Raw genomic sequence first — 12,379 nt, forward strand, 5'->3', positions numbered from 1 at the left:
CGACCGGGTACGCGTGCGTTGAGTTCTATTTCAGCCAGATACGTTCAATTGCCTGGCGCGGTTTCCGCCGGCTGCGAACGCATGGTTCACCCGACCGTGACGGGTGAGGCGGAACGCCTGCGCCAGCGCCGCTTCATCGGTGTCATGCTCGCCGCGCCTTTCCTTGCCGCGGGCGCCGCGGTCACGCTGGTCACTTCAAGTCTCGGCGCTGCCGTCACGATAGCCGCGATCTTTGCCGCTTTCGGCCTGTGCTGGTTCGCGGCGCTTCTGGTGGCGGCCACCGGCCATATGGCGCTTGCCGGCCGCATGGCGGTCGTGTTGGGTGGGCTTGCCCTAGCCGGCGCTATCGCTGCGGCGGGCGGATTGGCCTCGCCGGCGGCACTCCTTGCTGTCGCATTGCCGGCTGAAAGCTGGTGGGTCTCAGGGTCGCGGCGCGCCGCGCTGACGGGCGCGCTGGCGGCGCTTGCCGCTATCGTGCTGCAGCCCTTTGCCGGGCAGTTGCTGCCGTTCGGCGAGATCGCCACCTGGCATTGGCTGCTGCCGCTCGCCTGGGCGCTGACGCTGTTGCCGCGGGCCGCCGCCTTCGCCAGCCCGGCCGGCTTAGGGTCGGCGGAGCCTGCCGGCGATCGTCTCGAGGACGTCATCGACGCCGTCGTGCTCCGCCTCGGGCGCCAGGGCGAAGTGGTCGACGCGTCCGCCAAAGCACGTTCGATCCTGAAATTGGCGCCCGAGCTTCTGCTCGGCACCGGCCTGTTCGACCGCATCCATCTTTCCGACCGCGTCGCTTATCTCACCGCTCTGGCCGACATGCGCGAGGGCGCGCCGAAGCGCCAGCTTGATCTGCGCATCCGCTTGCCGCGCGAGGGATCTGGCGCGGTCGACAAGTTCCGCCCGTTCAGTCTCGAGCTGCTGCGCGGCGCGGTCGACCGCGACGTCTTCACCCTGGTTCTGCGCGAAAATGACGATGTCGCAGCACTTCGCGAGGAGCTTGCGCAAGCGAGAGAAGCCGCTGCGGCTGCCGAAGTGGCCAAGGGCCGCTTTCTGGCGGTGGTCAGCCACGAACTGCGCACGCCGCTCAATGCGATCCTCGGCTTTTCCGACATGCTGCTCCATGAGATGTTCGGGCCCTTCAAGGATCCGCGTCAGAAGGAATATGTCGGCCTGGTCAGGGAGTCCGGCCAGCATCTTTTGTCGGTCGTCACCTCGATCCTCGACGTCTCTCGCATCGAGGCGGGCGCCTATGCGACCGAGCTGGAGCCGTTCCGCTTTGTCGAGGCCGTCGACATGTGCCGCTCGATGATGCGACCGCTGGCCGACGCCAAGAGCATAGTTCTTGCCACGCAGATTGCCCCGGATGCGGGCGAGATCAATGCCGACCGCCGGGCGGTCCAGCAGATTCTGATTAATCTCGCGTCGAACGCGGTGAAGTTCACGCCCGATGGCGGCAGCGTGGTGATCGGCGCCAAGCGCGTCGGCTCGCACCTGCATTTCTGGGTGAGCGACACCGGTATCGGCATCGCCGAGGAGGACATGGCCAATCTCGGCAAACCGTTCATGCAGATCCAGAACGACTACACGCGTCGTTTCGAGGGAACCGGACTCGGCCTGTCGCTGGTCAAGGGCCTGGTGGCGCTGCACGAGGGTACGATGTCGATCGAGAGCGCGCCGGGTGAGGGCACCACGGTGACGATCGGCCTGCCGGTGAACGGGCCGAAGCGGCGATCCGGTGCGCCATCCGGCGTGCTGGCCATGCCGGCGGCCAAGCCGAAGGGGGACGCAAATGGGGAGAGGAATGGCTCGCTCCGCAAAACGGCCTAAGGTAGTCGAACCCGAGCGCGGCGTTCTTGCCGAGGGCGCGGTTGCCGTCGGTCAACTGATCGCCAGCAACCCGGTTCTGGTCGGCGGCTCGACCGCTTTTCTGGTGACGCTGTTCTACGTCTCGGCCAACGCGCTCTGGTATCAGCCCTTTCCGCATACCGGCGCGTTCTTCGCCACCCGAAGCATCGAGAACTTCCCGCATACGGTCTCCGACGAACCGGAGACCACCATCAACATCGTGCGCCAGGCGCCGGCGCAGCCCGCGGCCAAGCCGGATCCGGTCGTCCAGCAGGTGCAGGGCATTCTGAAGGACCTCAACTTCTACGACGGCACGGTCGACGGCCTCACCGGACCGGCCACGCGCAAGGCCATCCAGGCCTATCAGCTGAAAGTGGGGCTGCCGGGGTCGGGCGAGATTGACGGCGCGCTGCTCGACCAGCTTGGCGCCCGCCAGACGACGGCGGCCATTCCCCACCCGATGCCGCGGCCGGCCGATAGCGCAGTCGCCGCGTCTGCCAAACCGCAGGTGATCCAGGTCTCCGCTCCGGCCGATGGCGCCACGCAGCCGCCCGACGCCCGCATCGTCAAGATCCAGGCCGGCCTCAAGGCGTTCGGCAATGGCGACATGCAGCTCGACGGCAAGGTCGGCGCCCGCACAAAGGCCGCGATCAAGGAATTCCAGGCCTTGTTCGGACTGCCCGAGACCGGCGAGCCGGACGAGGCCGTCTATGTCAAGATGCGCGAGATCGGCCTGACGAACTGAGCGGCAGCATCGCAAAATTGTTATTCGAGCCAAAGCTCGGGGTCCCGCATCCCGTGAACAACAGCTACTGCCAGGATGCCGTAGTCCATGGGCTCGTAGATAACGACATATCGGCCCTCTACGAGGATACGCGCGGTGGTGCTCAACTCTGGCCGCGCGACCCCCATATTGGGATGATTGCAGGCGAGCTCCAGCTTATCGAAGATGCGTCCTAGAAGTCTGTCCGCTGCCTGTTCGTTGTCGGTCGCAATATGGCGCCAGATATTCTTCAGGTCTTGTTCTGCGCGAGGTGTGAGTCGATAGCTAGCCACGTTCCGAGCGCTCGGCCTTCAGGGCGCGAAGAAAGGCGCTGCGATCGATGTCCTTGCCTTCGCCGCTAGCCATCCCTTCGTCATAAGCCTGCTTGAGCTGAGCGAGTTCGAGCAAGCGAAGCTCCTCGCGGCGCTCCCACAACCTGAGGGCCTCCCTGACGATTTCGCTGTTCGAGGCGTAGTCGCCGCTCTCGACCGCGTCCTGCAGACGGGCGGCCTGCTTCGGCGTGAGCGATATGGTGAGGGTGCGCATTGCTTGACTTTTCATTGCTCCTTTATAGCGCGCCTCACAAAGCCTAACAAGATTTGTTAGGCAAGGCTCCGACATCCAAGCACTCGCAGGCTTGGGTGAATCTCGCTAGACCACTTGAATGTCATCCAGGACCTTCCCATGCGCGTGACCACCGATCTCTGGGTCTCGGCCCTTGTGCGCCGCGTGTTCGGCGCCGGCGGTTTCGCCGCCGTCGTCAAGCGCGGCGCGACCGAGGCTGGCGCCGTCTTCGTGTTGTCGCGCGGGCGTCTGGGGGAGGTGACCTTCTACGGGCCGGCGCCGCAGACTAGCTACGATTCGGCCAAGCCCGATGAGCGCTTTTTCGCCGTGCTCGGTACGAGCGACGACAGCTCGGCCTTCGATGCGCGGCTGGAGCGGGAGAAAAAATTCGATCCCGACATCTGGGTGGTCGAGATCGAGGGCGGGACCGTTCCCGTCGAAGAGCTTCTTTCGGTGAAGGCCGACTAGGGCGTTTTACCGTCTACGGGAACCACCATGAGAGCAAGATCGCCGGCCGCGGGCCAAGGAAGCGCAGAAGGTTCATCACGCCGCTTCCCCGTTTTGGACGGGAACCGGTCGGCGAAAACTTCTTTGGCCGCAAACGACCCGTTGAGCGCCGCGGGAAAGCCGGCATAGACCGCCATCTGGATGATGGTTTCGACGATTTCGTCCTTGGTCAGCCCGACATTGAGCCCCGCCTCGATGTGGACTTTCAGTTGCGGGATCGCGGTTCCCATCGCTGTCAGCGCCGCGATGGTCGCGATCTCACGGGCGCGCAGATCGAGACCGGGGCGGCTGTAGATGTCGCCAAACGAGAACTCGAACACGTAGTTCGCGAAGTCGGGGGCAATGTCAGCAAGAGCGGCAATGACTTTGTGGCCGGCTTCGCCGTCGATTTCAGCGAGCGCCCGCTTGCCGCGTTCCAGCCGGCTTTCGCCGATGTTCGGGGATTGATGCCTCATAGTCCTTCATCCTCTGTTTCACGCCGGCATATCCGGCGATCTTGGTGTCGAGGACGAGAAGGCAGGCTTGCAGTTTGGCCACATGCGCACGGACACGCTCACGGTGCTGCTTGAGCAGCGCGCCGCGCTCCGCTCCGGTGTCGGCGCCGCGCTCCCGCAAGGCCGCGTAACGCAGCATTTCCCGAATAGGCATCCCGGTCGTTTGGAGCCGGTCGAGAAATTCTATCCAGGTCAGGATTGATGCGTCGTAGTCACGTTGGCCCGATTGGTCCCTGTCGGCATGGGGAAGCAGCCCGATCCGCTCATAGTAACGGATTGTGTAGGCAGACAGTCCCGAACGCTTCGCCAGCTCGCCAATCTTCATCAATGCCATTCTTTCGTCACGACGCCCAGAAAGCTACGAGTTAGAGCGCACTCTAAGTCAAGAGGCGTTGTCACTTTGTCGTGTCGCGGAAATGCCCGGTCTCTCGACGAACATCGCCACCGGGTTCCTTCAGCGCGAGGCGCTTTAAACCGATCAGGATGCCTTGACGCTGGCACTCGCCGCATCGCTATTCGAGGCTGCGCGGCTCTCGATGTCAACCGCATCGGAAGCACTGCCGCGGATCGCCCGCGAAAGCGTCTCGGCCTTCCAGGCGCGTACCTTGTCCAGCGCCGCCTCGCGGTGCAGCAACCGGTAGCGGTCGAGGAACAGGCGGATCGCCTGCGGATGCGGGAACTCGCCGGGATAGACCGCGACGGCGATCAGGAAGGCCCTGTCTTCGCTGAGGTCGAGGGCACGCAGCGCCGCAAGCAGCGCGACATAGCCCGGCTGCCCGGTCACCGAGCGGGCCGTCGCGAAGTCGATCTCCAGCGCATCGGCTAGCGCGGTCTGGAAAAATGCCGCGTTCCCCGTCAGCGCCGTCTCGCGCAATTTCACATAGGCCGGCTGGCCAAGGAAGGTGTTGACGTCCGCAGCGTCGCCGGTCGGGCGCATCATCGCCCGCAGGCGGCGCCGCGAGTCCTCTGCGGCTTCGCCTGGCGCGGGACGGCCGGTATCCGCCTTGGCCACGGGCTCGGGTTTCGGCGCAAGCCTGGTGACCGTCTCGGGCGGCCGTGCCTTGACCAGCGTCGGCCTTTCCAGCACGCGGATCAGGTCGGCGATCGTCGGGTTGAGCTCCTTGCGGCGCGCAATGGCGCGCGCATGCGGCAGGCCGTGCCGGCCGATCAGCGCGATGAGGTCGATGTCGCTCAGCGCGTTGGAGCGGGTGAGCAAGGGGGCTGCGATCTCGACCGGCTCTTCAGCCAGCCGCCGCACCAATGCCGTCGGTGCGTAGTCGCATTCGGAAAGGGCGGCAGCGACGTAGCGGCGCGACTCGACCGAGACTTCGTCGAACAGCGGCAGCGTCAGGTCTTCGAGCTGGGCGATCTCTCGGCGCGAGGGACGCGTCAGCGAGCAGAAGGCCGACACGGCGGCGCGGAACAGCCTTTCGGCCTTTCCCGCTTCGGTCCGGATAGCGATTTGCCTGAAATCGGAAGATGACACGGAGGATACGCCCGATACTCGACACAATCCCGAACCGCGCAATCCAGCCGGGCCGGTTTCGCACCTTCGGGAAAACAAACGTCAAATTAGCCGCGATCCGTTAGCGCTCCGTTAACCCTCTACGCCCCTTAATCAACTTTGGAGGCGTTGCGTTGTGCTCCGGTCAAACCGAGAGGAATGCGCGAACCATGGGCATGGTCCTGTCTTTTGTGCCGCGAGCGGCACCAGTAAATCGAGCAAGTCACGACACCACGACGGCGGCGGCGGTCATCATTTTCCCCGGCGTCCGTTACGAATTGCATCCGCAGGCCGGTGAGGCACGGCCCGGCGACAGCAGCTCCGATAGGCCGGGCTCTCCGCCTCCTGCCAAGCCGCATCACTGATCGGGCGCCTTTCTCAGTAGTCCTGCAATTCGCAGGTGCCCTGCTCAAGGAAGCGTGACACGATCGGCTTCCAGCTCCCGTCCGGCACGAAGGCGCGGACGACGAAAATGCCTTCCTCGATCGGCGCCTCGACGAAGATCGCGCCCTGCAGATCCTCTGGAAGGTCGCGCCGCACATCGATCATCTGCGCCGGCGTCAACACCACCGCGTCAAGCTTCTCGCCATTGGCGTTGTGGTCGTTGAAGGAATAGATGTTGTGGCCGTTGCGGTCGTAGACCGAGGCCGACCAGAACGGCACGTCGCCCGGCGCCCTGATCCTGACCAGCCCGTCGGCAAGGTTGAAACGGCAGGCGGCCGCATAAAACAATGGATCCACCGATTTCACCACCGGCGCGCCGCCGGCCTCGGCGTCTAGCCGCGTCATCTTGTAGAAATCGGATGCCATCGCCAGGCGCGACCAGGCATCGCGTTCGGAAAATTCCGGCACCAGGAACAGCACCACGATGTGCACGATGCCGGCGCCGAGCAGGCCGAGGATCAGGGCATGCAGCAGTCTACGCATTGCAGCCCGCCTTCAGGATGCGCGGCAGTGTCACGTCCGAGAGGCCGGTGCTCGAGGCGATCGGCGTGTCGTAGAAGGTCAGCACGAAATACATCTTGCCGGAGCCGCCGGTCAGCAGCCAGTTTCCGGGCGCCGGGCGGCTGCCGACGGAGATGACGATGGAATTGTCGGGCTGGCGCAGCACTTCGTAGGATTGCAGCGCCGACTGCCTCGGCTTGCCTGTGTCGATCACGCCAAGCGACTGGTCGGCGGCATAGAGCGTCCAGAAGCGGGCGGTCGGATAACCGCCTTCGATCGTATAGGTGCATTCGCGTTTCAGCGGCTCGCCGGCATCGTCGCGCTCGGCAACGAAGGCAAGTCCCTCGGCCTGGCCGAGCGCCAGCACGCCCTCGCGTGCAACGCGCGCCTTGGAATAAGGGTCGGCGGCCAGTGTCCCGACTTCCGGGAAAGCGGTCCATTGGCCGATGCGGATCGCGCCCACGCCGTCCTGCGCGTTGAGCGCATACCAGACGCTGTAGCCGCCAAGCCCGATGGCTATGGCAAGCGAAAGCAGCGTCAGGATGGCGTTCTTGAGCATGAGAGCCGCAAACAGAGGAGGTTCCCGGGATATCGCGGCGCGGGGTGCCGTGGCAAGCCGGCTTCACGCGACGGCCGCCCTAAAGCGCCGAAAGCGTCTCCGGCATGGTGGGCGCAACGAGCGCCGGCGCGGCCTGGAACGCCTTGGTCATGTCCCGTAACGTTTGGCTGGTGCGGCTGGAAAGCACCGGCGGGCGCTCGGCCTCGGCTTGCGCCGCCGCTGCGTCGGCTTCCTTCTTGGCCGCTTCCTCGGCCTTGGCCGCGACCTCCGGATCGACCCAAGGATTATCGAGACCGGGGATCGGCTTCAGATCGATGTTCTGATGCGCATAGACCATCAGCCGCTGCCAGACCATCGCCGGCAGCGAGCCGCCTGTCATCTTGTTGGTCGCCGTGAAGTCGTCGTTGCCGAGCCAGACGGCGGCTGTGTAATTGCCGGTGAAGCCGACGAACCAGGCGTCGCGGTAGGATTGCGTCGTCCCGGTTTTGCCGGCAACGACGATGTTCGGAAGCTGGGCGCGTCTCGCGGTGCCGATAACCGGCACCGCCGCCAGCATGGTGTTCATGTATTTCAGCGCCTTTTCCGACAGCACGCGGTGCGGTGGCGGCGCGTCCTTGGCCCAGTCATAGACCACGTCGCCGGTGCGGGTGACGAGCTGGGTGATGCCGTGGCGCGAGCCGACGAAACCGTTCTGCGCAAAGACGCTGTAGCCCGTCGCCTGGTCCATCACCGTCATGCCGGATGTGCCGAGCACCATGGTCTTGTGCGATTCCAGTGGCGATTCCACGCCCATCGATTCGGCCATCGCCTTGATCGGGCCGATGCCGAGGTAATCCTTGGCGAGCCGCACCGGCACCGTGTTGATCGACTTGGCGATCGCCGTGAGCAGCGTCACGTTGCCGGCCGATCCGCCGCTGTAATTGTGCGGCGACCAGCTGCCCCAGCTGATCGCGCCGCCGGAAACCACCGAGTCCGGCGTGAACCCGTGCTCCATCGCTGTGGCGTAGACATAAGGTTTGAAGGATGAACCCGTCTGGCGCAGAGCCTTGGTGGCGCGGTTGAACTGGCTGGTGCCATAATCCCGTCCGCCGACGATGGCGCGCACCGCGCCGTTGGTCTCGATCACCACCACCGCGCCTTCGGTGACATTGTATTCCTTGCCGAACTGGCGAAGATGGAACTCGACCGACTCCTCGGCCGCCTTCTGGATGTTGGCGTCGAAAGTGGTGTGGGCGACCAGCGAGTGCTGGCCGGGCTTGGCGATCTTCTTGACCTCGTCGAAGGCCCAGTCGAGGAAATAATCCGGGCTCTTCTGCTCGCCGCGATCGACGACGTCGGCCGGATGCAGGCGCGCCTGCAGCACCTGGCCCTCGGTCATGAAACCGGCATCGACCAGGTTTGACAGCACCACATTGGCGCGGGCACGGGCCGCCGGCAGGTTGATGTGCGGGGCGTATTTGGTCGGCGCCTTGAACAGGCCGGCCAGCATCGCCGCTTCGGCGAGGCTCAAATCCTTCACGCTCTTGCCGAAATAGAAATCCGCCGCCGCCTCGATGCCGAAGGTGCCGCCGCCCATATAGGCGCGGTCGAGATAGAGCTGCAGAATCTCTTTCTTGGACAGGTTCGCTTCCAGCCATAGCGACAGGAAGGCTTCCTTGATCTTGCGCTCCAATGTGCGCTCGTTGGAGAGAAACAGGTTCTTGGCGAGCTGCTGCGTGATGCTGGAGCCGCCCTGGACCACGGAGTTGGCGCGCACATTCTCGAAGATCGCGCGCGACAGGCCGAGGACATCGATGCCGTAATGGTCGAAGAAGCGGCGGTCCTCGGTCGCCAGCACCGCCTTGATGACGATGTCGGGCATCTCGTCGACCGGCACTGAATCGCGCTGGATGATGCCGCGCTGGCCGATCTCGTTGCCGTAGCGGTCCAGGAAGGTCACGGCGAAATCGCCCTGGCTGCGCCAGTCGCCGGTGGTGATGTCGAAGGCGGGCATGGCGAGCGCGAGCAGCACCACGAAGCCGCCGGCGCCCATGGTGAACCCTTCGCTCAGCACCTCGATGACCGTGCGGCGCCAGCCATGCACCCGGAAACGGCGGGAAAAGATGGTCGCCGTTTCCCAGAATTCACGGGCCTTGAAGCCGATCTCGTAGAGCGAGCTATCGAACCAAGCGTCGACGCCGAGCAGCGCCGAAGCGATGCGGCCTCTTCTCTTCTTGCGTGGTTTCGAAGGACTTGTCATTCCGACTTCCGCCCCAACGCGCTTTCGCCCGAAAACAGCATGCGGGCAGTTTCAGGGTGGCACCCTGTCAAACTATTTGACCATTTTATCACCGCTCACAAGGGCAGCGAAGCCACAGCACGAGCTTTGTTGATCGGAGGTGTGCTGGCCGTCAACGGCCGATCGAAATCACCGCGCTGCGATGAATCGCATACGATGCACCGCATCCGCCTCGGTCGGTTCCTGGCCGATGAAGGAGCGCAGATAGGCGGCGAGATGGCTGACGCGCGCCTTGCCGCATCGAGGCGTCTGTCACGCGAGGGTTGGCCCATTCTTGCCGCGCGAATTCATAGACTTGCACGATTATGCTCCGGGGTGCTCTCGACCCGTTCATCTGAACGGCCGGCGCCACGGGAGGCAGCTGTGGTGCTTGGGAACCGCACGTCCAGCATATGTTCGACAGCATTCCATCTAGCCTCTTGGTATCGACGAAGGGCGAAGACGCTGACGGCGAATACCAACATGCCAATTCCGGTTGCCGGAACGATACCCAGGACTGCGACGGCTTTCGCCAGCACGCCGGCGAAGACACCTGCAATGACACTGGCGACGACGCTCACCATCCCCGCTGTGCTCATGAATGACTGCCAGTGCGAGGAATGAAGGGCTTTGCTGACGAGCAATGCCTCGTCGTCGTCGTGACGGGAGTGGATCAAGTATTTCTCCACGCCTGGAGCCGTCTCTATGAAATAGTGCCGGATGCGAGCCATGCCACGTGCGAGGACCATGTCCTCGATTGCGACTTGAACCGCCCGAACGAAGGTGACGATGCCGATGAAATACAGGCAGGGAAGCAGGATCAGACTGAAAAAAACGAATGGCTGCCCCATGCGCGTTACTTGAGCGACGAATGCCAGCGCGACGGTCGCGCTGGAAACGGCGGTCAGGAAAAGGTCTGCGCGCGAATTGGCTTCCTGGATGGTGGCCGACCGCGCCGTCTGCAACACGAAATGTTCGGTCGTGAGGCATTGCAGGGTTTGATCACTGGTTTTGTCCTGGCCCGTCGTCATTGGATGCCGTCAACTCGCTGCCTTGAAATGACGCGGCTTTGTGATGGACCTTGAACTGAAACAATCTTTAATTGTTCCAAAATGCATCCGATTCTTCGTTTCGGAAGGTCGCGAGACGTGGGTGTCCGACGATCGTCGGGTTGAACGAACAGATAGGAACCTCAGCGCCGGCAGGGTGCGTTGCTGCACGGTCGCTAAGAGCGTCGCCCTGGCGTTGCTCGATGACGGTTTCGCCGGGGAGGGGACTGAGCTTTCCATACACATTGTCGGGGTCGAACGGCCGGCGCGCGTCATCGCGGCCTCGCCCTGCGACGCCGAAGGCAAGGCGATGCGGCAATGAGGAGAAACCGCCATGATTGAGGAAGCCGCACGCGATCTCAGGCGCGAGCGCCGCCGGGGACGCACCGGGGAGGCCGGCAGCGAGTCGAGCCGCCATCCGAATTACTGGTCGCTGAAGAACCCGTTCCTGCCGCAGCCGATCTTTTCCGACGACCAAGTCGCGGCCATCCACGCTACCGCGCTGCGCGTGCTGGAGGAGCTAGGCATCAAGGTGCTGCTGCCCGAGGCGCGGACGATCTACGGCAAGGCCGGTGCATTGGTCGACGAAGACAGCCAGATGGTCAGGATCGGTCGCGACATGGTCGAAGCCGCGCTCGCCTCGGCGCCGCGCACGATTCCGGCACTCGGCGGCGACCGCTCCCGCGACCTGACGCTCGAGCTCGGCTCGATGACCTTCCTGGCCGGCTCCGGAGCCCCTAATGTCACCGATCTCGAGCGCGGCCGCCGGCCGGGCACGCTCCAGGCCTTCGAGGAATTCATCAAGCTGGTTCAGCATTTCGACGTCCTGCATATGCTCGGGCCTTGCGTCGAGCCGCAGGAACTCGACAACCGCTTCCGCCACTATGCCGTCAACCGGGCGCAGCTGACGCTGTCGGACAAGTTCCCCTTCGTCTTCGCGCGTGGCACGCCGCAGGTGGAGGACGGCTTCGAGATGATCCGCCTGGCGCGCGGCCTCTCGCAGGACGAGTTCCGCGCCGGCGCCCATTGCTACACCGTCATCAACACCAACTCGCCGCGCCAGCTGGATATACCGATGGCGCAAGGCATCGTCGACTTCGCCAAGGCCGGTCAGGTTCTGGTCATCACGCCTTTCTGCCTGGCGGGCGCTATGGCGCCGATCACGGTCGCCGGCGCGCTGACCTTGCAGCATGCCGAGGCGCTCGCCGGATTGACGCTGGCCCAGATCGCGCGGCCTGGCGCGCCGGTGGTCTATGGCTCCTTCTCGTCCAATGTCGACATGAAGTCCGGCGCTCCGGCCTTCGGCACGCCGGAGCACGTCAAGGCGACGCTTGGGGCGGGGCAGCTAGCTCGCCACATCGGCCTGCCCTGGCGCTCCGGCGGCGGCAGCGCCGCCAATGTCTCCGATGCGCAGGCCGCGCACGAGACCCAGTTCGCGCTGTGGGGCTCGGTGCTGGCCGGCGCCACCGTCTGCATCCACGCCGCCGGCTGGCTGGAAGGCGGTCTCAGCGTCTCGCTGGAAAAGCTGATCACCGACGTCGAGGCGCTGCAGACGGTCGCCGAGCTTTGCGCCACGACGCCGGGCGACGAGGATGCAATTGGCTTCGAAGCGATTGCCGAAGTGCAGCCCGGAGGTCATTTCTTCTCGGCCGCCCACACCATGACGCGCTACCGCAGCGCCTTCTACGAGCCGCTGGTGGCCGACTGGTCGAACTTCGGCAACTGGACGCAGGCCGGCGGCAAGACAGCCACGGAGCGCGCGACCGGCATATGGAAGCGGATTGTCGCCGACTTCCAGCCGCCGGCCACCGCTGCCGCCGCCGCGGGAGTGCTCGACGAGTTCATTGCCAGGCGCACCGAAGAAGGCGGCGCGGCTCCGGTCTCATGATTTGACGAAAACA

General features: G+C 64.4%; 14 protein-coding genes. 5 read left to right on the top strand and 9 right to left on the bottom strand.

Translation table 11 applies throughout. The annotated features are described in order from the left end of the window. Positions 1 to 81 precede the first annotated feature (81 nt). Together LB535_RS24770 and LB535_RS24775 are read left to right on the top strand one after the other, a co-directional pair. Positions 82 to 1,818, top strand: coding sequence for a PAS domain-containing sensor histidine kinase (locus LB535_RS24770; RefSeq protein ID WP_224634068.1), 1,737 nt, complete (start codon positions 82 to 84; stop codon positions 1,816 to 1,818). Continuing rightward, positions 1,793 to 2,581, top strand: a complete 789-nt coding sequence (locus LB535_RS24775) for a peptidoglycan-binding protein (RefSeq protein WP_224634069.1) — start codon at positions 1,793 to 1,795, stop codon at positions 2,579 to 2,581. Before LB535_RS24770 ends, LB535_RS24775 begins: the two co-directional genes overlap by 26 nt. A 20-nt stretch (positions 2,582 to 2,601) precedes the next feature. Here LB535_RS24775 and LB535_RS24780 read toward each other — a convergent pair whose 3' ends face one another. Together LB535_RS24780 and LB535_RS24785 are read right to left on the bottom strand one after the other, a co-directional pair. Then, positions 2,602 to 2,892, bottom strand: coding sequence for a type II toxin-antitoxin system RelE/ParE family toxin (locus tag LB535_RS24780; RefSeq protein WP_224634070.1), 291 nt, complete (start codon positions 2,890 to 2,892; stop codon positions 2,602 to 2,604). Next, positions 2,885 to 3,145, bottom strand: a complete 261-nt coding sequence (locus LB535_RS24785) for a type II toxin-antitoxin system ParD family antitoxin (RefSeq protein ID WP_224634071.1) — start codon at positions 3,143 to 3,145, stop codon at positions 2,885 to 2,887. Before LB535_RS24785 ends, LB535_RS24780 begins: the two co-directional genes overlap by 8 nt. A gap of 138 nt (positions 3,146 to 3,283) precedes the next feature. Here LB535_RS24785 and LB535_RS24790 point away from each other — a divergent pair, with 138 nt between their 5' ends. Next, positions 3,284 to 3,631 carry a DUF1491 family protein gene (locus LB535_RS24790; protein ID WP_224529885.1) on the top strand — a complete coding sequence of 116 codons (348 nt, stop codon included), beginning with the start codon at positions 3,284 to 3,286 and terminating at the stop codon, positions 3,629 to 3,631. Here the strand turns inward: LB535_RS24790 and LB535_RS24795 are convergent. The 7 genes from LB535_RS24795 to LB535_RS24825 form a co-directional block, all read right to left on the bottom strand. Next, complete coding sequence (locus tag LB535_RS24795; RefSeq protein ID WP_224634072.1) at positions 3,628 to 4,125, bottom strand: carboxymuconolactone decarboxylase family protein; 498 nt, start codon at positions 4,123 to 4,125, stop codon at positions 3,628 to 3,630. The genes LB535_RS24790 and LB535_RS24795 overlap by 4 nt on opposite strands. Further along, a complete protein-coding gene (locus LB535_RS24800; RefSeq protein ID WP_224634106.1) occupies positions 4,061 to 4,489 on the bottom strand; it encodes a MerR family transcriptional regulator in 429 nt (142 codons plus the stop codon). Before LB535_RS24800 ends, LB535_RS24795 begins: the two co-directional genes overlap by 65 nt. A 153-nt stretch (positions 4,490 to 4,642) precedes the next feature. Then, a complete protein-coding gene (locus tag LB535_RS24805) occupies positions 4,643 to 5,650 on the bottom strand; it encodes a DUF2336 domain-containing protein (protein ID WP_224634073.1) in 1,008 nt (335 codons plus the stop codon). Positions 5,651 to 6,046: 396 nt separating this feature from the next. Further along, complete coding sequence (locus LB535_RS24810; RefSeq protein WP_224634074.1) at positions 6,047 to 6,595, bottom strand: DUF1254 domain-containing protein; 549 nt, start codon at positions 6,593 to 6,595, stop codon at positions 6,047 to 6,049. Beyond that, positions 6,588 to 7,172, bottom strand: coding sequence for a DUF1214 domain-containing protein (locus LB535_RS24815; protein ID WP_224634075.1), 585 nt, complete (start codon positions 7,170 to 7,172; stop codon positions 6,588 to 6,590). Before LB535_RS24815 ends, LB535_RS24810 begins: the two co-directional genes overlap by 8 nt. Positions 7,173 to 7,251: 79 nt before the next feature. After that, positions 7,252 to 9,411 carry a transglycosylase domain-containing protein gene (locus LB535_RS24820; protein WP_224634076.1) on the bottom strand — a complete coding sequence of 720 codons (2,160 nt, stop codon included), beginning with the start codon at positions 9,409 to 9,411 and terminating at the stop codon, positions 7,252 to 7,254. A gap of 326 nt (positions 9,412 to 9,737) precedes the next feature. After that, positions 9,738 to 10,460 (bottom strand): hypothetical protein, encoded by a 723-nt coding sequence (locus LB535_RS24825; RefSeq protein WP_224634077.1) that lies wholly within the window; start codon positions 10,458 to 10,460, stop codon positions 9,738 to 9,740. 43 nt (positions 10,461 to 10,503) lie between these two features. Between LB535_RS24825 and LB535_RS24830 the strand changes: the two genes are divergently transcribed. Beyond that, positions 10,504 to 10,800: a hypothetical protein gene (locus LB535_RS24830; RefSeq protein WP_224634078.1), complete on the top strand. Its 297-nt coding sequence runs from the start codon at positions 10,504 to 10,506 to the stop codon at positions 10,798 to 10,800. A gap of 12 nt (positions 10,801 to 10,812) precedes the next feature. Continuing rightward, positions 10,813 to 12,366 carry a trimethylamine methyltransferase family protein gene (locus tag LB535_RS24835; RefSeq protein ID WP_224634079.1) on the top strand — a complete coding sequence of 518 codons (1,554 nt, stop codon included), beginning with the start codon at positions 10,813 to 10,815 and terminating at the stop codon, positions 12,364 to 12,366. The last annotated feature ends 13 nt before the right edge of the window (positions 12,367 to 12,379 follow it).

The sequence above is a fragment of the Mesorhizobium sp. CA10 genome (assembly GCF_020165285.1).
Classification (GTDB): domain Bacteria; phylum Pseudomonadota; class Alphaproteobacteria; order Rhizobiales; family Rhizobiaceae; genus Mesorhizobium.

Coding starts and splice junctions, on each gene's coding strand:
- LB535_RS24770 (WP_224634068.1), top strand. CDS start 82: ATGGTTCACCCGACCGTGACGGGTGAGGCGGAACGCCTGCGCCAGCGC.
- LB535_RS24775 (WP_224634069.1), top strand. CDS start 1,793: ATGGCTCGCTCCGCAAAACGGCCTAAGGTAGTCGAACCCGAGCGCGGC.
- LB535_RS24785 (WP_224634071.1), bottom strand. CDS start 3,145: ATGCGCACCCTCACCATATCGCTCACGCCGAAGCAGGCCGCCCGTCTG.
- LB535_RS24790 (WP_224529885.1), top strand. CDS start 3,284: ATGCGCGTGACCACCGATCTCTGGGTCTCGGCCCTTGTGCGCCGCGTG.
- LB535_RS24795 (WP_224634072.1), bottom strand. CDS start 4,125: ATGAGGCATCAATCCCCGAACATCGGCGAAAGCCGGCTGGAACGCGGC.
- LB535_RS24800 (WP_224634106.1), bottom strand. CDS start 4,489: ATGAAGATTGGCGAGCTGGCGAAGCGTTCGGGACTGTCTGCCTACACA.
- LB535_RS24810 (WP_224634074.1), bottom strand. CDS start 6,595: ATGCGTAGACTGCTGCATGCCCTGATCCTCGGCCTGCTCGGCGCCGGC.
- LB535_RS24815 (WP_224634075.1), bottom strand. CDS start 7,172: ATGCTCAAGAACGCCATCCTGACGCTGCTTTCGCTTGCCATAGCCATC.
- LB535_RS24820 (WP_224634076.1), bottom strand. CDS start 9,411: ATGACAAGTCCTTCGAAACCACGCAAGAAGAGAAGAGGCCGCATCGCT.
- LB535_RS24825 (WP_224634077.1), bottom strand. CDS start 10,460: ATGACGACGGGCCAGGACAAAACCAGTGATCAAACCCTGCAATGCCTC.
- LB535_RS24830 (WP_224634078.1), top strand. CDS start 10,504: ATGGACCTTGAACTGAAACAATCTTTAATTGTTCCAAAATGCATCCGA.
- LB535_RS24835 (WP_224634079.1), top strand. CDS start 10,813: ATGATTGAGGAAGCCGCACGCGATCTCAGGCGCGAGCGCCGCCGGGGA.